This window comes from Enterobacter sp. D2 (genome assembly GCF_034427575.1).
Taxonomy (GTDB): domain Bacteria; phylum Pseudomonadota; class Gammaproteobacteria; order Enterobacterales; family Enterobacteriaceae; genus Enterobacter; species Enterobacter cloacae_M.
The window spans coordinates 525,211-542,459 of the sequence record NZ_JAXQPP010000002.1 but is presented as its reverse complement, the minus strand read 5'-3'; the positions used below and the strand labels follow the sequence as shown (position 1 = coordinate 542,459).

Below are 17,249 nucleotides of genomic sequence, written 5' to 3'. Positions count from 1 at the left end.
CCCCTGCCGCCTGTTTTGCCGGGTGGCGGCTGCGCCTAACCCGGCCTGCAGATCGTTATGCGTGTTTTAGCTAACTGGTACCGCCTCAAACACCAGCGTTTCCAGCGGCTGCAGCGTAATCACCACCGCGTTTTTATACTCCTCCGGTACGGTTGAATTACTGCCGTACACCGCTTTCAGACGAAACTGCGCCGCGTTTCCTGTCGGGATTTCAAAATCTTTTGTTAAATCCAGGTAGTAGCTTTGCGGCTTATCCGACGGGTTACGCAAGCCGAGAATCGCTTTGTCCTTGCTCCAGGATGCCCAGCCGTAAACCTGCAGCGCGGTTGGATCGCCACCAATCCAGTGTGTATCCGCCAGCACGCCGGCGTTTTCCCGCGACCACTTCGCGGCCCGCGCCAGGGTGTCCCACTTCGCCTTATTCAGCATTGAAGGGGTGATATACAGCTCCTGCAGCTGGGTTCCGGTGGCGAAGTAGCTCCAGACCTGATCGGCAAAGTCGCTGTCCGTTTGCACCTTCTCCAGCCCGTAATAGGCGTTTTCCGCGCTAACGATCCCGTGGTACATCAGCGAGTTCAACGGGAACAGCGGCCCTTTGCGAACAATGGAGCGGTACGTTTCCGCATCGCGGTAGGTCATCCACTGCTGCACCGGCGTGCCGGGACCGTACAGGTTGATGTCATCGCCCTGGCGCCAGATGGAATCAGCGTAGAACAGCCAGGACGGGCTGGCGTTGGTACCTGTCGTCAGGTTAATAAACAGATTCGGGTTGGCGCTGCGCATGTTGTGCAGCAGAGCGATAGAGGCGTCAAAATCCGAGGCGAACGGGCTGCCCTTAATATGCGAATTGGCATTACCCATCCCGTCCAGCTTGAACGAGGTAATGTGCTCGTTTTTAATTAGCTTAACGATCTGCTCATTGAAGTTTTTAAAATAGTTTGGGCCTGACAGCGCCAGCTTCCCGTCTACCGTTTCGAAACCGTACTCTTTTGCATGCGAGACGCGAGTGTCGCGCGGTTTGTTATACCCACCCCACGGCGAGAGCCACAGTCCAACGGAGCTGTGCATGCTGTCGGCTTTTTCCCGAACTTTGCTAAAACCGTTGCTGAATGCCGGGCCAAACAGCCAGCGTCCGGTCAGGTCATCCCAGCCATCGTCAAGCAGGAACGCATCCAGCGCCACGCCGCGCCCGGTGATAAATTCCTTATTCCATTCATCCATCCGCCCCAGCACGTCCTGCTCGGAGTACGGGGTAAAGAAGCCGATATCCATCCAGCTGTTGTAGTGTAAATAAGGCTTATACGGACGCGGGCGGACGGCATCAATAAACTGGTTTACGCTGCGGCGCAGCTGGCTGATCTCCGGGAAGGTGCCGAACCAGGTGGTAAAGCTGACCGGCGACTCTGGCTGAATCGGCGTTTTCAGCTCTACGTTGAGATTGGTGGTCGCTTCATAGGCGTAAGTGTTAACGATGGGCTTGTCCGGCAGAATAAAGAACGAGTCTGCGACGATCGGCGAGCTGTTAATCGCCCCGTCTACGTAAGGTGCCTGAGCCTGCTTTTTGGTCGGGAAGAAGGTAATTTTTGCCACGTCTCGCGGCTGACCAACGGCGGCAACGGTGTAGTCGATGCTGGCGTATTTCCCCTTCACCAGGTTCAGCTTCACCGTTACGTTAAAGTCCGGATGGGTGAAATCGATGACCAAGCCGCTGTCCTGCTTTTCGACATGCTTGATTTTAAAATCAGCGGTGTGGATTTTCGTCTCGTCCGGCAGCGTCAGAAAGAACAGCTCCTGCGGCGTGAGCGGATGGTTAGCCCTGGTGTCCTTAACCACTACCGTTGAGTTTGCATCATCAAATGACAGAGCAATATTGTCGTTACCGAGCGCGTAGTTCGCGGCCACCGCGCTATGGGAAACGCACATGGCCAGCACTGAGAGTGCGAGGATTTTTTTCATCAGCGTAAGCTCCTTTTTAATCAGGCTTCTGCCGGAAGCAGCAATCGGTTTGCCGAGCCGCAAACGGCGATCTTGCTTCTGACCACCTCTTTCATGGCGTCCATGCCGACCCGCATATAGAAGCGCGGATCGTTGCCCTGCGGGTTTTCGGCAAACCAGGCTTTAACCGCGTCAGAGAAAGCAATTTTCAGCTCGGTCGCCACGTTGACTTTGCACACGCCCAGCTCGATGGTGCGGCGAACAAACTCATCCGGCACATCGCTCGCGCCGTGCAGCACCAGCGGCACGGTGACCACTTCGCGAATTTCCGCCAGCCGCTGGAAGTCGATTTTCGGGCGTTTGGTATACAGGCCGTGGGCGGTGCCGATGGCGACGGCGAGGCTGTCAACGCCGGTCAGTTCGACGAAGCGTTTCGCCTCCTGCGGATCGGTGAGGAATGCGCTTTCCGCGTCCACGCTCATGTCATCTTCCATGCCGCCCAGACGGCCCAGCTCGGCCTCGACGCTGCAGTCGTTGAGGTGGCAGAAATCGACCACCGACTTCACCAGCTTCACGTTTTGTTCAAACGGGTAGTGGCTGCCGTCGATCATCGCGCTGCGCACGCCCGCGTTGACCTTGCGGCGAATATCGTCCAGCGATTCGTGGTGATCGAGGTGCAGCGCCAGCGGCATGTCGTAGGTGTGGGAGTAGGCGCTGCACAGGGCGTAGATCTCTTCCAGCGCAATATGCTTAAAGGTGCCCGGCGTGCCCGCGAGGATCACCGGCGATCGCATTTCGCTGCACGCTTCGAGGATCGCCTGGATCGTCTCCGCGTTGTGGATGTTGAACGCCGGAACGGCGTAGCCTTTTGCCTGCGCGTCCTGCAGAAGATATTTCGTCGAGATAATACTCATAATCAGATCCTCTTAAGCCTGCCACGGATGAATAACGACGCCCTGCACCACGCGGTTGACCGTCCCGCTGGCCGATGGCGTATCGGGCGTAATGCCTGTGCTAAGCGACTGGGTGAGCGCAAAGACCTGGGCATACATCAGGAAGCAGAACGCCTGTTCCATATCGATAAACGGACGTGAAGGCGGCAGCAGAATGTGCGGACCCGCTTCAATGACCGGATCGTTTTCAGCGGCGATGGCGACGACGCGCAGGGCCTGGCGATCGCGGCGCAGTTCGGCCAGCAGATCCAGATCGTACTGACGCGTATATGGATGGCTGGAGATGAACACCACCACCAGCGTTTCATTGTCGACCAGCGACTTCGGCCCGTGACGGAAGCCCGTAGGAGAGTCGTAAAATGCAGCCAGCTTGCCCGCCGTCAGCTCCAGCACCTTCAGCGCCGATTCGCGCGCCGCGCCCTGCAGGCCGCCGCTTCCCAGATACACGATCCGTTTCCACGGTTCGCTGCCAAAGACGCCGTGGCTGAAATCCCCGAGCGAGGCGAGGATCGCCTGACAGCGATCGGCGACGTCGCGGAAGGTGTGGCTATTGATCGTTTCCGGGGCGAACACGGCCAGACAGCTCGCCATCATGGTTGTGATGCTGCTGGTCATCGCGAACCCGCGATCGTGCGTTTCGGCAGGCATCAGCAGGGCAAAGGCGTTATCGCTGTCGACGGCGTTCTGGTACAGGCTCCCCGCCTCGTTGCAGGTAATGGACAGGTGGTAGCACTCCGGCACGAACTGGTTTGCCAGCTCAACGGCCGCGACGCTTTCCGGACTGTTGCCGGAGCGGGCAAACGAAACCAGCAGCAGCGGGTGCCCAGGGCTGAAGTAGTCCATCGGGTTCGTGACCAGATCGGTTGTCGGGACGGCGGTGAAGTTTTTCCCGGTGTGGCTTGAAAGCCATGGCGCAATGATATCGCCGATAAAGGCGGACGTACCCGCGCCGGTCAGGACGATCCGCAGATCGCGCTTGCGCAGCGGCGGCGTCAGGAAACTGTCGATCGAAGCACGCAGGTTATCGATGTTGTTGAGCGAGCGGATCCAGCTGGCAGGCTGCTGGCGGATCTCTTCCTCGGTCCAGGTGCCGGTTGCGGTGGCGGTAGTGGTTTGTTGCATAACTCAGTCCTTAGTCGTGTGAATTCCACATCAGACGCTGGCAATCGTGTCGCTATCTTTCGTTTCGTTTCACTTGTTCACTTAAGCAGTTAAATAAAATCTATAGAAAAGAAATCGAAACTTCAATGAAAGAAAAGAAATAAAACGAAAAGTGTGATCGTGAAAGGAAAGGGAAAATTTAAGGAAAGGAAAAGAAAGGCCTTACGGTTTCAGGCCGTAAAGCCAAAAGGAGACACAATGAAAGGGCTAAAGGGGGAGAGCCTGGCCCTGAATCCAGATCCGCTGGAGGTGTAAACCCCCGTCCAGCGCAATAATATTGGCGCGTTTGCCCGGGGCTAAGGATCCAAGCTGATCGTCAACGCCCAGCAGCCGGGCAGGGTGCAGCGAGGCCATATGGATCGCCTCTTCGGCTGTTACGCCCGCATACACCACCATATTCCTGACCGCGGCATCCAGCGACAGCGTACTGCCCGCCAGCCCGCCGGAGCCGGTTCGAACCACGCCGTTTTGCATCGTGACCTCTTCACCGCACAGGGTATACCGACCGTCCGGCATACCTGCCGCCTGCATGGCATCGGTAATCAGCACCACGCGATCCTGAGCGCAGCAGCAGCATAAACGCATCGCTCCCGGATGGACGTGGTGGCCGTCGGCAATCAGCTCCAGCCACGCCCGTTTGTCCGTCAGCCCTGCGCCGACCATGCCGGGCTCTCTGTGGTGCAAACCCGTCATACCGTTGTAGCAGTGCACCAGCCCGTCGGCACCCGCATCAAACGCGGCGAGAGTTTGCCGGTACGTAGCAGCGCTGTGGCCCAGCATGACGCGGATACCGCGCTGTTTAAGATGATGAATCGCCTGCAGCGCGCCGGGTTTTTCCGGCGCGAGCGCCACCACCCGTAGCGTGCCCTGTGAAACGTCAATCAGCCTGTCCAGCTCGGCGATATCCAGCTCCCGGAACAGCTCGGGCGGATGCGCCCCTTTGTTCTGGGGCGTAAAGTACGGTCCTTCCAGATAACTGCCCAGGATCTGCGCGCCGGGGCCGCCGAACTGACTGCGCCGGGCGATACGCATCAGTGCGCTGTGGATGGCTTCCATCGGCGCGGTCACGGTGGTGGGCAGAAATGCGCCCACGCCTTCACGCGCTTTATGCATCGCCAGAGTGTCCAGCACGTCAGGCGCATCATCCATGACGTCCACGCCCGCGCCGCCGTGGACGTGCGTATCGATATACGCCGGGCAAAGCAGCTCCGCATCGCGCGCCGTAACGCCCGCCGGGATGGGTTCAATCGCCGCAACCGCGCCGCTTTCAATGCGTAGCTGGTGGTCGTCCAGCCAGCCCTGTTCGGTAAGGATCCGTCGCGCGCGCAGCAGCTGGCTCATATCCCTTCCTCAGCCGGAGCTTCCTCGCGACAGCGCCCCAGCTCGTCGACCAGGCTCGTCAGGCCGCGGTGCCCGCACTCCAGCGCCTGCAGACGAAACGCCTCGCTGCTTAATCCGTCGCGCTCCAGCACCATCTCCAGCAGCAGCTGCAGGTTGGTGCCGGTGATGACTTCACTGCCCGGCCGTTGCATGGCGAGCGTCGATGCCACGCGAAACGGCGTGCCGCCGAGCAGGTCGGTGAGAAACACAATATCGTGCTCTGCATCGAGTTCACTCACTGCCTGCTCAAGCTGAGCGGTCAGCCGCGCGGTGGTGGAGGTTTCCGGAAAATCGATGGCAATAAACTGCGGCTGTTCGCCCAGGATCTGCTTCATCGCCTGCTCAAGTCCGCTGGCAAAACCGCCGTGACCCGTCAAAATAATGCCTAACATCGCGACCTCTTTGCTTTTACAGGAAGTGACAGAATTTACCGACAACGCCCAGCAGCACGGTGATACCGATCAGCCGCAGCGGGCTCCAGCCGCGGCGTACCAGCCAGAACATGGTCAGGGTGTAGACCAGCGGCAGGAACGCGGGCATCAGCTTGTCGATGACGTCGGCCTGCAGTTTGACGACCGCATCACCCGCCTTGATTTCGAGCGTGGTATTGAGGCGGACGTAGGTTGCCACCAGCGCGCCAATCACCGTCATCCCGACGATAGACGCCGCGTGGCCGACCTTTTTGGTGTTGGCTTTAATCAGCGGAATGGCCGCGACGCCCATCCGGTAAGCGTAGTGCGCCAGGCCAAAGCGCAGGCTGAGGTGTACCACGTTAAACAGCACGATAAAGACCACCGCGCCCAGAATCGAACCCTGCAGCGCCAGGCTGGCACCAATACCGCCGCAGATGGGCAGCAGGGTCAGCCAGAACATGGCGTCGCCAATACCGCCAAGCGGCGCGCCGACGGCAATTTTGGTGCTCTGGATGCTGTTCACATCCTGCTTGGATCGCTCCATCGCCAGAATGATGCCGATAACAAAGGTCACCAGGAACGGGTGGGTGTTAAAGAAGCCCATATGCCCTTTCATCGCCCGCGCCAGGTCCCGCTTGTTGGTGTGGATCTTTTTCAACGCGGGCAGCAGCCCGTACAGCCAGCCGGAGGCCTGCATACGTTCGTAGTTAAACGAGGCCTGCAGCAGCATGGAACGCCAGGCCACGCGGTTGATATCCTTTTTCGTCAGCTCGGCACCGATGTTCTGGTCTTCGTAGACGTTTTCATTCACGCCGGTCAGCAGCGTCTCTTCGCTTTCAGTCACGCCCGGCAGGGTGGTGTGGTTAGATGCCATCTTCGAATTCCTCTTTCTGAGCGGCGGGAACCGTCGGTTCAGGTGATTTACGCATCAGGTCGATCAGCGCCATGGCCAGCGCGGCCGCCGCAATCGCCAGCACCGGAAGCTTGAGCCAGGCGGCGGCGACAAAACCAATAATGAAGTAAGGGATGTAGACGTTTTTCATCATGATTTTCAGCAGCACGGCGAAGCCGATGGCTGGCATGATGCCGCCCGCGACGCCGAGGCCGTCAATCAGACGCGCTGGCAGAACGTCAATGGCGGTTTTCGCATGTTCCGCACCGAAGTAGATTGGCAGGAACGCGCACAGAAAATAGAAGATGCCGAGCGCCAGCAGCGCAAGATAGTTAACCCGTTCAATTCCGTTGGTGTCTGCATTGGCCGCTATGCGATCGCAGCGCGACATGACGCCGGACATCACCGAGAAGAGGAACGTAATCCCCATCTGTACCGCAACGGCAAACGGCACGGCGACACCAACCGCGACTTCTGGCTTCACGCCGGTGCTGATGGCAAACGCGGTCCCCACGATGGTGCCGATAATGACGTTAGGCGGCTGGGCACCGGCGAGCGGGGCCAGCCCCATCCAGACCAGCTCTAACGTACCGCCGGTCAAGATGCCGGTGTGCAGATCGCCCAGAATCAGGCCGACCAGCGGCCCGAGCACCACCGGGCGGTGCATGTGCGTTAACCCGTTAAACATATCCAGACCGGCGATAAAGGCGAGTATGCCCAACCCCAGCGCCTGCAACAGACTGATTTCCATTGTGAATCCCTCAGAGCAGTTTAAAGAGATCCAAAGCAGTTTCTGTTGGAACGCCCTGAACGAAGCATTCCACACCGGCCGCTTTCAGGCCGTTGAACGCGTCAATATCGTTCGCGTCGACAGAGACCGTTTTGGCAATTTGTTGTTTGCCACTGGCGTAGTGCATATTTCCGACGTTAATACGGGTGATGGGTACGCCACCCTCGACCAGCTTCAGAAAATCGGCAGGTGATTTGCAGACCAGCAGGATTTTCTGGCGGTCAGCGGCGCGGTGAATGTTGTCGATGACCTTTTGCAGCGACCAGAAGCGCACGGCGATCCCTTCCGCGAGCACCATTTCCATCAGGTTCTGTTGAACCGGATCCTCAGCGACCTCGTCATTAGCGACCAGCACCAGGTTTGCCCCCGCAAACCCAACCCACTGCACGCCCACCTGACCGTGGATCAGGCGTTCGTCGATGCGGCATAAGACAATTTTTGGCATAGCGTTTTCCTCTTTTTTAATTATGCGTCTTGAGTCGTTACGCCTTCGCAGGCGGCGTGATACTGCTGGAGTATGTCCTGAATGTGGTCGATGATGAGTTCCCGTGGCGTTGACTTGAGAGCGCCCTCGCGAACTTTGCTGTACTGCAGCGGCAGGTACTGGCTGATCAGCGGCAGGGGAACAGGCTCGTCTGCCAGGTTACGCACCAGCCGTGCAAAGGCGTCGTCGATCTGGCTGTCCGGCCAGTAGTAGCGCACGCGGTCAGAGTAGCTGTAGCCGCGCGCCAGGCGACGCGCGTTGCCGTCACCGTGGTAATGGCTTTGCCAGTATTCCGGGCGGTCGAGCATGACGTTTTCCAGCACGTGACGCAGGCCGGAGCTGGCTTTTGCCGGCAGCAGCTCCTCTTCAATGGCGGCCAGCGAGAACAGCGCCTCGCGCAGGGCGAAGGTCAGGGAGGGGCCAACTTTCAGAATGGCAAAGTGATCGTTAACCAGCTGGCGCAGCGCCTGCGGCGTCTGGTAGTCGGTGGAGTGCGCTTCAAACACCAGCGTATCGTAGGCTTCAACCATTTTGCTCAGGGCCACGGCTTTCTGCGGCTGATAGTCGCAGACGTGCGCGTGGTCGAACTCCACGCCAGGCTGGACCACCAGGCCAATAATGCGTGGCCAGATGTCGCTTAAGCCTTCCTTTTCGAACGCGTGGCGGTGCGCTTCAAGCGTGGCGCGGGCCGCGTCCGGCGTGGTGACGGCAAGTTCGGTGAGCGTCTCGTGCGCGCCGCCGGGAACCGGCACTTCCGTGCCGATAACGTAGACCAGATCGGATTCACCAAACTGCTCGCGACAGGTCGCTTCGGCAATTTTCGCCAGGCGTGCGGCGCGTCCGGCGACGAGCTCGTCGGTCAGGGGAACCGGGTCGTCCTCGCAGGACATGCTGCAGTCCAGGTGGATCTTTTTGAATCCGGCGGAAACATAGCTTTTGATCAGATCGTCAGCATTTGCCATCGCCTGTTCCGCAGGGAGATTTTGCCAGCGGTTAGGGCCCAGATGATCGCCGCCGAGGATCAGCTGTGACGTCGGAAAACCGAGCGACTCGGCCAGCCGGCAGACAAACGCGTGAAAATCCGCAGGCGTCATGCCGGTATAGCCGCCAAATTGATCCACCTGGTTGGAGGTCGCCTCGATCAGCAGCGGCGTCTGATGCGAATGCGCGTAACGAATGGCAGCTTCAAGTACCAGCGGATGTGCGGAGCAGACGGCATAGATCCCGTTCGAATTCCCTCGTTTATGTTGTTCCACCATTTCTGTCAGATGTTTCACTTTCCTCTCCATTTCGGATGGTAATGACACTTGTCTTTCGTTTTGTTTCATTTAATCCTGCATCATGGTGATATAAAAATAAAACGAAAGATAATGGTTTTCCGATCTGTTTCACAAAAGAAACATAATGAAAGGTTTCAGCGCAGTGTTGGCTTGCGTCTGTACGTAAGGCGGGACTTGCATTCCCGAAAAAGAAAGGCCTTAATAGGCAAAACGAAATGAAACGAAAGACTATTTATTAAGGAGCTCGTATGAGCAGCACCGATTCATCCGCGGAAAAGCGCATCACCGGCACCAGTGAAAGGCGAGAGCAGATCATTCAGCGGTTGCGGGCGCAGGGAAGCGTGCAGGTTAACGATCTGTCTCATCTGTACGGCGTATCGACGGTGACGATCCGCAACGATCTGGCGTTCCTGGAGAAGCAGGGCATCGCCGTTCGCGCCTACGGCGGGGCATTGATTTGCGAAGGCAACATGCCGGGCGCTGAGCCTTCCGTGGAGGATAAAAGCTCGCTGAATACGGCGGTGAAGCGCAGTATCGCGCAGGCCGCTGCCGCGCTGGTTAAACCCGGGCACCGTATTATTCTGGACTCCGGCACCACGACGTATGAAATCGCCCGCATGCTGCGCCAGCACACGGACGTGATTGCGATGACCAACGGGATGAACGTGGCGAATGCGTTGCTGGAAGCGGAAGGGGTGGAATTGCTGATGACCGGCGGGCACCTGCGCCGTCAGTCGCAATCCTTCTACGGTGACCAGGCAGAACAGTCGCTACAGAATTACCATTTTGACCTGCTGTTCCTCGGCGTTGACGCCATCGATCTCGACCGCGGCGTAAGTACGCATAACGAAGACGAAGCCCGCCTTAACCGCAAAATGTGCGAGGTGGCGGAGCGTATTATCGTTGTCACGGACTCCAGCAAATTTAACCGCTCAAGCCTGCATAAAATCATTGATACGCAAAGGATTGATATGATTATTGTCGATGAANTCACGGACTCCAGCAAATTTAACCGCTCAAGCCTGCATAAAATCATTGATACGCAAAGGATTGATATGATTATTGTCGATGAAGGCATTCCGGCGGAGAGCCTGGACGGGCTGCGGAAAAGCGGGATTGAGGTGGTGCTGGTTTAAGGGGGCTTTCCCCTCACCCTAACCCTCTCCCCATAGGGGAGAGGGGACCGTTCGGTGCGGTTGGGAATATGAATCACGTCACCGGTGCCGGGTTGAACACCGCCAGCTGATTATGTAATCCCCATTGATCCGAGAAGGTTTTCTTCCGCCCGCTGGCGACATCCAGAATGAAGTGGAACAGTTTCCAGCCCACGTCCTCAATGCTCTCTTCCCCGGTGGCGATAGTGCCCGCGTTGATATCCATTAAGTCATACCAGCGGTTTGCCAGCTCGGTGCGGGTCGCCATCTTGATCACCGGTACCGCCATCAGGCCGTACGGCGTGCCGCGCCCGGTGGTAAAGACCTGCACCGTAATGCCGGATGCCACTTGCTGCGTGCCGCAGACGAAATCGCTGGCCGGCGTTGCCGCGTAGATCAGGCCGCGTTTCGTCGGGCGCTGGCCCGGAGAGAGCACTTCCACAATCGCGCTCTGGCCGGATTTGGCAATCGACCCGAGGGCTTTTTCCACTACGTTGGCCAGGCCGCCTTTTTTGTTCCCCGGTGAGGGATTGGCGCTGCGGTCGGTTTTGCCCATATCGAGATAGCTATCGTACCAGGCCATTTCCTCGAGCAGGCGCTTGCCGACCTCTTCATTAACGGCGCGTGGCGTGAGCAGATGGATGGCGTCACGCACTTCGGTCACCTCGGAGAACATCACCGTGGCGCCGCAGCGAACAAGCAGATCGGATGCAAAGCCCACCGCCGGATTGGCCGTCACGCCGGAGAAGGCATCGCTGCCGCCGCACTGGGTGCCCACAACCAGCTCCGACGCCGGGCACGTTTCGCGCTGGCGGCGGTTGAGCTTGTCCAGATGGCGTTCTGCTACCTGCAAAATATCGTCGACCATTGAGCGGAAACCCACGTGGCGTTCGTCCTGCAGGCGCACGATGCTGGCCTCGTCTGCCGGGATGGCTTTGACATCCTCGGTCCCCTGCAGCAGGCGTTCTGGCTGCAATTTTTCACAGCCGAGGCCAATGACCATCACCTCGCCGCCAAAGTTGGGGTTCAGGGCGATATTGTGGATGGTACGGATAGGCACTACGGCAGCGGGGGCGTTAATCGCCACGCCGCAGCCGTAGAGGTGGTTCAGGCCAACCACGCCGTCGACGTTCGGGTATTTCGGCAGCAGATCGCGTTCGATGATTTTCACCACGTAATCCACTACGCCCGCCACGCAGTGCACGCTGGTGGTAATGCCGAGCAGATTCTTGGTGCCGACGCTGCCGTCCGCGTTGCGGTAGCCTTCGAAGGTATAGCCCTCCAGCGGAGGAAGCGGTTCCGGTACGCGGGTCGCCAGCGGAAGCGTGTTTAGCGGCGGCGCTTCCGGCAGCGCCACCAGCGACTCCTCAACCCAGCTCCCCTGTGGTATAGAGCGAACGGCATAGCCGATGACTTCACCGTAACGTACGATTTCGCTGTTAGCAGGGATATCCACCAGGGCGACTTTATGTCCCTGCGGAATATGCTCAATCAGTTCCAGCCCGTCCGGGAAGCGGGTGCCCGCTTTTAAGCCATTGTCGTTGACAATAATCGCCACATTATCGGTGTCGTGGACTTTTATATAAAACGCCGTCGGCGATGCCTGTCGAATTTCAATGTCGGCCATTGTTCAGTATTCTCCAGCAAAGTGTCTGATAATAAATTCAGCCAATTTTCAAATGGTAGAAATAAATACGCGGCTTTCAGAAATAAAGCATGTCAGCATAGGGGATATGAAAATGTGATCTCGATCGCTCCAGAACCAGTAATGCCTGATTCTGTGCATTAGCGCCCAGCGCCTTGTGCATATGCAAAAAAATTTATCGAAGTATAACGCAATAATTGAGCATTAAAACAATGTGCGGTTGTGGATTGCGTCTTATACTGAATGACGATTTTATAACGCCAAAATACGTCAGAATAATAAATATAATGCTGGTGCGGTGTCTGAATAAATAAAATGATGCTGATATAGGCTGCGAATTAAAAAGGTAAATACGATGAATAACGATATCTTCCCGAATAAATTTAAAGCGGCCCTCGCGGCACACCAGATTCAGATTGGCTGCTGGTCCGCGCTGGCAAACCCTATCAGCACCGAAGTGCTGGGCCTGGCCGGTTTTGACTGGCTGGTGCTGGACGGCGAACATGCGCCGAACGATATCAGCACCTTTATTCCACAGCTGATGGCGTTGAAAGGCAGCCCCAGCGCCCCGGTAGTGCGCGTGCCCACCAACGAGCCGGTGATTATCAAGCGCCTGCTGGATATCGGTTTCTACAACTTCCTGATCCCGTTTGTGGAGACGGAAGAACAAGCGGCCCTGGCCGTAGCCTCAACGCGCTATCCGCCAGAAGGGATCCGCGGCGTTTCCGTTTCGCATCGCGCCAATATGTTTGGCACCGTGCCGGACTATTTCGCGCAGTCTAATAGCAACATCACCATTCTGGTTCAGATCGAGAGCCAGCAGGGCGTTGATAACGTCGACGCGATTGCCGCCACAAACGGCGTGGACGGGATCTTCGTCGGTCCAAGCGATCTGGCTGCCGCCTTTGGTCATCTGGGTAACGCCGGCCACCCTGACGTGCAGCGCGCGATCCAGCACATCTTTGCCCGCGCTAAAGCTCACGGCAAACCGTGCGGCATTCTGGCGCCGGTTGAGGCTGACGCACGCCGCTATCTGGAGTGGGGAGCCACGTTTGTAGCCGTCGGCAGCGACCTCGGCGTATTCCGCTCGGCCACGCAGAAATTAGCCGACGCTTTTAAAAAATAACCATCATTGAGGAAACAGATTATGACGCTGAAAGTGGGTTTTATTGGCCTGGGCATTATGGGTAAACCAATGAGTAAGAACCTCATCAAAGCGGGTTACTCGCTGGTGGTATCCGATCACAATCCGCAGGCCGTGGCAGAGGTGATAGCGGCTGGCGCTGAAACGGCCACCACCGCGAAGGCCATTGCCGAGCAGTGCGATGTCATCATCACCATGCTGCCAAACTCACCGCATGTTAAAGAAGTTGCGCTGGGTGAGAACGGCATTATCGACGGTGCGAAGCCGGGCCTGGTGCTGATCGATATGAGCTCTATCGCACCGCTCGCGAGCCGTGAAATCAGCGAGGCGTTAAAAGCGAAGGGCGTCGATATGCTGGATGCACCGGTCAGCGGCGGTGAGCCGAAAGCGATCGACGGCACGCTGTCGGTGATGGTCGGCGGCGATAAAGCCATTTTCGATAGATACTACGACCTGATGAAAGCCATGGCGGGCTCCGTGGTGCATACCGGGGACATCGGGGCGGGTAATGTGACCAAGCTGGCAAACCAGGTGATTGTAGCGCTGAACATTGCCGCCATGTCCGAAGCGCTGACGCTGGCAACCAAAGCGGGCGTCAACCCGGATCTGGTCTATCAGGCCATTCGCGGTGGTCTGGCGGGCAGTACCGTGCTGGATGCCAAAGCGCCGATGGTCATGGATCGTAATTTCAAACCCGGTTTCCGCATCGACCTGCATATCAAAGATCTGGCGAACGCGCTGGATACGTCACACGGCGTGGGCGCACAGCTGCCGCTGACCGCGGCGGTCATGGAGATGATGCAGGCGCTGCGTGCCGATGGCCTGGGCACGGCCGATCACAGCGCGATTGCGTGCTACTACGAAAAACTGGCGAAGGTGGAAGTGGCGCGTTAATCACGCCTTGCCTACACCTTAGGGTGACAGCGGCGCGCAAACCCTCTATACTGCGCGCCGAAGCTGACCAGACAGTCGCCGCTTCGTCGTCGTCCCTTTCGGGGGAGACGGGCGGAGGGGAGGAAAGTCCGGGCTCCATAGGGCAGGGTGCCAGGTAACGCCTGGGGGGGAAACCCACGACCAGTGCAACAGAGAGCAAACCGCCGATGGCCCGTGCAAGCGGGATCAGGTAAGGGTGAAAGGGTGCGGTAAGAGCGCACCGCGCGGCTGGTAACAGTCCGTGGCACGGTAAACTCCACCCGGAGCAAGGCCAAATAGGGGTTCACATGGTACGGCCCGTACTGAACCCGGGTAGGCTGCTTGAGCCAGTGAGCGATTGCTGGCCTAGATGAATGACTGTCCACGACAGAACCCGGCTTATCGGTCAGCTTCAACTTCTTAAAAAACCCCGCTTCGGCGGGGTTTTTGCTTTCCAGGTGATGCTGGATGGGTAAGCGCAGCGCCGGACAAACGACATCAATTCTCATATTTGCGACATTAAGCACATTTCACTGCTTTTGTGCCTTTCGTATCGATACTGTACCTGTAGGCGATCGCCATCACAAAATTTCGCGCTAAAAAACACACGATTTTTAGTATTGATAATTTGTTATGTTTGTTACTTTTATGATCGCGAATCTTTTCTCGTTTGATATGCATATATTGAAATCAAATACATTTCTCCCGTGAATATGTGACGAATTCCACTCTTTTCCGCAAACCTGAAAATTTGCATCGGAAAAATTTAATAAATTGAAAGAATGTTTCAAACAAATAGCGGTTATTTATTGGTCTTTAATTGCCTGAAAGATCGTCTTTATTGATTTTTTTAACGCTGAGAAATTTATCAAGGTTATCGCCATAAAATAAATTTATTACTACTGCTTTTATTGATCGATATCAGCGTAATGGTGTGGTCGTATTTATTCATATTATTGATAATAAATGAGTTTTTTGGTTTTCGTTGATCCTGTGAAGCGTGCGGAAAAGCAAATTGTGAGTGACAGCACATACCCCCTTAAACACTATTAGGTAGAATCCGCTCCGTCATAGGGAAATAAGCGCAGAATATTATGAACACTATTATTCTACCGAAAACACAGCACCTCGTGGTATTTCAGGAAGTCATTAAGAGTGGCTCCATAGGTTCTGCAGCAAGACAGCTTGGCCTGACGCAACCCGCCGTCAGCAAAATCATCAGCGATATTGAGTCCTACTTCGGCGTGGAAGTGATGGTGCGTAAAAACACCGGCGTAAAACTCACTGCCGCGGGCCAGGTCCTGCTCTCGTACTCAGAGTCGATCACCCGCGAAATGAAAAACATGGTGAGTGAGATTAACAGCCTGAGTTTCAGCACCGTCATGGACGTCTCCTTTGGCTACCCGTCGCTGATCGGCTTTACCTTCCTGTCCGAGATGATCAAAAAATTCAAGGAAGTGTTCCCGAAAGCACGCGTCTCGATGTATGAAGCCCAGCTCTCATCTTTCCTTCCGGCCATTCGCGACGGTCGTCTGGATTTCGCTATTGGCACGCTAAGCGATGAAATGCTGCTGCAGGATCTGCACGTCGAACCGCTGTTTGAGTCCGAGTTTGTGCTGGTCGCCAGCAAAACGCGAACGTGCACCGGCCCGACGACACTGGCATCGCTCACGCACGAGCAGTGGGTGATGCCGCAAACCGATATGGGCTACTACAAAGAACTTCTGACTACTCTGCAAGACAACCACATCAGCATCGAAAACATCGTCCAGACCGATTCCGTCGTCACCATTTATAACCTCGTGCTGAATGCCGATTATCTGACGGTCATTCCCCGCGACATGATTGCCCCGTTCGGTTCCGACCAGTTTATTGTGCTGCCCGTGGAAGATGAATTACCCGTGGCGCGTTATGCCGCCGTGTGGTCAAAAAATTACAGGATTAAAAAATCGGCGTCAGTATTAGTTGAGCTGGCAAAACAGTATTCGTCGATGAATATCGAAAGACGACGATGAATAATGAGTAATCATTTTAAAAACACCCAGAGCTTATCTCTGTAACGCTCTGATACCCTGACTTTGCCTGAAAAGAATGAATTATTATAACGAGGATATTATGCATATTACCTACGATCTCCCGGTAACGATTGAAGATATTCAGGACGCCAGAAAACGACTGGCAGGAAAAATATATAAAACCGGTATGCCGCGCTCGAATTATCTTAGCGAACGCTGCAAGGGCGAAATATTCCTGAAGTTTGAGAACATGCAGCGTACCGGCTCGTTTAAGATCCGCGGCGCGTTTAACAAATTAAGCTCGCTGACCGACGCTGAAAAACGCAAAGGCGTTGTCGCCTGCTCCGCAGGGAACCACGCGCAGGGTGTGTCCCTCTCCTGCGCGATGCTCGGCATCGACGGCAAAGTGGTGATGCCGATGGGCGCGCCGAAGTCTAAAGTGGCCGCGACGCGCGACTACTCGGCGGAAGTTGTGCTGCACGGCGAGAACTTCAACGACACCATTGCCAAAGTCAGCGAAATCGTCGAGATGGAAGGGCGTATTTTTATTCCGCCATACGATGATGCCAAAGTGATCGCCGGGCAGGGCACCATCGGTCTGGAAATTCTCGAAGATTTATACGACGTGGATAACGTTATTGTGCCTATCGGCGGCGGCGGTTTAATTGCCGGGATTGCGACGGCAATTAAATCCATCAACCCCACCATTAATATCATCGGCGTGCAGTCAGAAAATGTTCACGGCATGGCGGCATCGTATCAGGCCGGAGAAATAATGAGCCATCGCGTTACCGGCACGCTGGCCGATGGCTGTGATGTTTCTCGTCCCGGTAATTTACCGTTCGAAATTGTTCGCGAGCTGGTTGATGACATTGTGCTGGTCAGCGAAGACAACATTCGCGACAGCATGATCGCGCTTATTCAGCGTAATAAAGTGGTGACGGAAGGTGCCGGCGCGCTGGCCTGTGCCGCGTTATTAAGCGGCAAGCTCGATCGCTATATTCAGGGTCGTAAAACCGTCTGCATTATTTCCGGCGGCAATATCGATCTCTCCCGTGTTTCCCAAATTACCGGCTTCGTTGACGCATAAA

15 protein-coding genes and 1 other RNA gene are annotated in these 17,249 nt (G+C 56.3%); 6 read left to right on the top strand and 10 right to left on the bottom strand.

The features are described from left to right. Positions 1–66: 66 nt before the first annotated feature. The 9 genes from SPG90_RS14830 to kbaZ all read right to left on the bottom strand — a co-directional run bounded on the left by SPG90_RS14830 (position 67) and on the right by kbaZ (position 9,285). Positions 67–1,956: an enterotoxin gene (locus SPG90_RS14830; protein ID WP_045403495.1), complete on the bottom strand. Its 1,890-nt coding sequence runs from the start codon at positions 1,954–1,956 to the stop codon at positions 67–69. Positions 1,957–1,976: 20 nt separating this feature from the next. Next, positions 1,977–2,849: a tagatose-bisphosphate aldolase subunit KbaY gene (gene kbaY / locus SPG90_RS14825; protein ID WP_023309313.1), complete on the bottom strand. Its 873-nt coding sequence runs from the start codon at positions 2,847–2,849 to the stop codon at positions 1,977–1,979. Between the two features lie 12 nt (positions 2,850–2,861). Continuing rightward, positions 2,862–4,010: an SIS domain-containing protein gene (locus SPG90_RS14820; RefSeq protein WP_213751830.1), complete on the bottom strand. Its 1,149-nt coding sequence runs from the start codon at positions 4,008–4,010 to the stop codon at positions 2,862–2,864. Positions 4,011–4,256: 246 nt separating this feature from the next. Then, a complete protein-coding gene (nagA, locus tag SPG90_RS14815; protein WP_047173375.1) occupies positions 4,257–5,390 on the bottom strand; it encodes an N-acetylglucosamine-6-phosphate deacetylase in 1,134 nt (377 codons plus the stop codon). Continuing rightward, positions 5,387–5,821, bottom strand: a complete 435-nt coding sequence (gene agaF, locus SPG90_RS14810) for a PTS galactosamine/N-acetylgalactosamine transporter subunit IIA (protein WP_045355421.1) — start codon at positions 5,819–5,821, stop codon at positions 5,387–5,389. The genes nagA and agaF overlap by 4 nt, the downstream gene beginning before the upstream one ends. A gap of 16 nt (positions 5,822–5,837) precedes the next feature. After that, on the bottom strand, positions 5,838–6,716 hold the full coding sequence (gene agaE / locus SPG90_RS14805; protein ID WP_322408215.1) for a PTS N-acetylgalactosamine transporter subunit IID: 879 nt from the start codon (positions 6,714–6,716) through the stop codon (positions 5,838–5,840). Beyond that, positions 6,706–7,485, bottom strand: a complete 780-nt coding sequence (gene agaW / locus SPG90_RS14800; protein ID WP_322408214.1) for a PTS N-acetylgalactosamine transporter subunit IIC — start codon at positions 7,483–7,485, stop codon at positions 6,706–6,708. The genes agaE and agaW overlap by 11 nt, the downstream gene beginning before the upstream one ends. 10 nt (positions 7,486–7,495) lie before the next feature. Further along, positions 7,496–7,969 (bottom strand): PTS N-acetylgalactosamine transporter subunit IIB, encoded by a 474-nt coding sequence (agaV, locus tag SPG90_RS14795; RefSeq protein ID WP_322408213.1) that lies wholly within the window; start codon positions 7,967–7,969, stop codon positions 7,496–7,498. A 20-nt stretch (positions 7,970–7,989) separates the two neighbouring features. Then, positions 7,990–9,285 (bottom strand): tagatose-bisphosphate aldolase subunit KbaZ, encoded by a 1,296-nt coding sequence (gene kbaZ / locus SPG90_RS14790; protein WP_322408212.1) that lies wholly within the window; start codon positions 9,283–9,285, stop codon positions 7,990–7,992. Between the two features lie 251 nt (positions 9,286–9,536). On the opposite strand from kbaZ, the gene SPG90_RS14785 reads away from it, so the two are divergent. After that, complete coding sequence (locus SPG90_RS14785; RefSeq protein WP_322408211.1) at positions 9,537–10,424, top strand: DeoR family transcriptional regulator; 888 nt, start codon at positions 9,537–9,539, stop codon at positions 10,422–10,424. A gap of 73 nt (positions 10,425–10,497) precedes the next feature. Here the strand turns inward: SPG90_RS14785 and garD are convergent, their stop codons facing one another. Further along, positions 10,498–12,069 carry a galactarate dehydratase gene (gene garD / locus SPG90_RS14780; protein ID WP_322408210.1) on the bottom strand — a complete coding sequence of 524 codons (1,572 nt, stop codon included), beginning with the start codon at positions 12,067–12,069 and terminating at the stop codon, positions 10,498–10,500. A 373-nt stretch (positions 12,070–12,442) separates the two neighbouring features. On the opposite strand from garD, the gene garL reads away from it, so the two are divergent. From garL to tdcB, 5 genes are all read left to right on the top strand, one after another. Beyond that, positions 12,443–13,213 carry a 2-dehydro-3-deoxyglucarate aldolase gene (gene garL / locus SPG90_RS14775; protein WP_023309303.1) on the top strand — a complete coding sequence of 257 codons (771 nt, stop codon included), beginning with the start codon at positions 12,443–12,445 and terminating at the stop codon, positions 13,211–13,213. Positions 13,214–13,234: 21 nt separating this feature from the next. Next, positions 13,235–14,125 (top strand): 2-hydroxy-3-oxopropionate reductase, encoded by an 891-nt coding sequence (gene garR / locus SPG90_RS14770; protein ID WP_023309302.1) that lies wholly within the window; start codon positions 13,235–13,237, stop codon positions 14,123–14,125. Positions 14,126–14,184: 59 nt separating this feature from the next. Further along, positions 14,185–14,561, top strand: an RNA gene (gene rnpB / locus SPG90_RS14765) — RNase P RNA component class A. A gap of 676 nt (positions 14,562–15,237) precedes the next feature. Then, entirely contained in the window at positions 15,238–16,158 is a 921-nt protein-coding gene (gene tdcA, locus SPG90_RS14760) for a transcriptional regulator TdcA (protein WP_008501504.1), read from the top strand. Between the two features lie 100 nt (positions 16,159–16,258). After that, positions 16,259–17,248, top strand: a complete 990-nt coding sequence (gene tdcB / locus SPG90_RS14755; protein ID WP_109845832.1) for a bifunctional threonine ammonia-lyase/L-serine ammonia-lyase TdcB — start codon at positions 16,259–16,261, stop codon at positions 17,246–17,248. Position 17,249 lies beyond the last annotated feature (1 nt).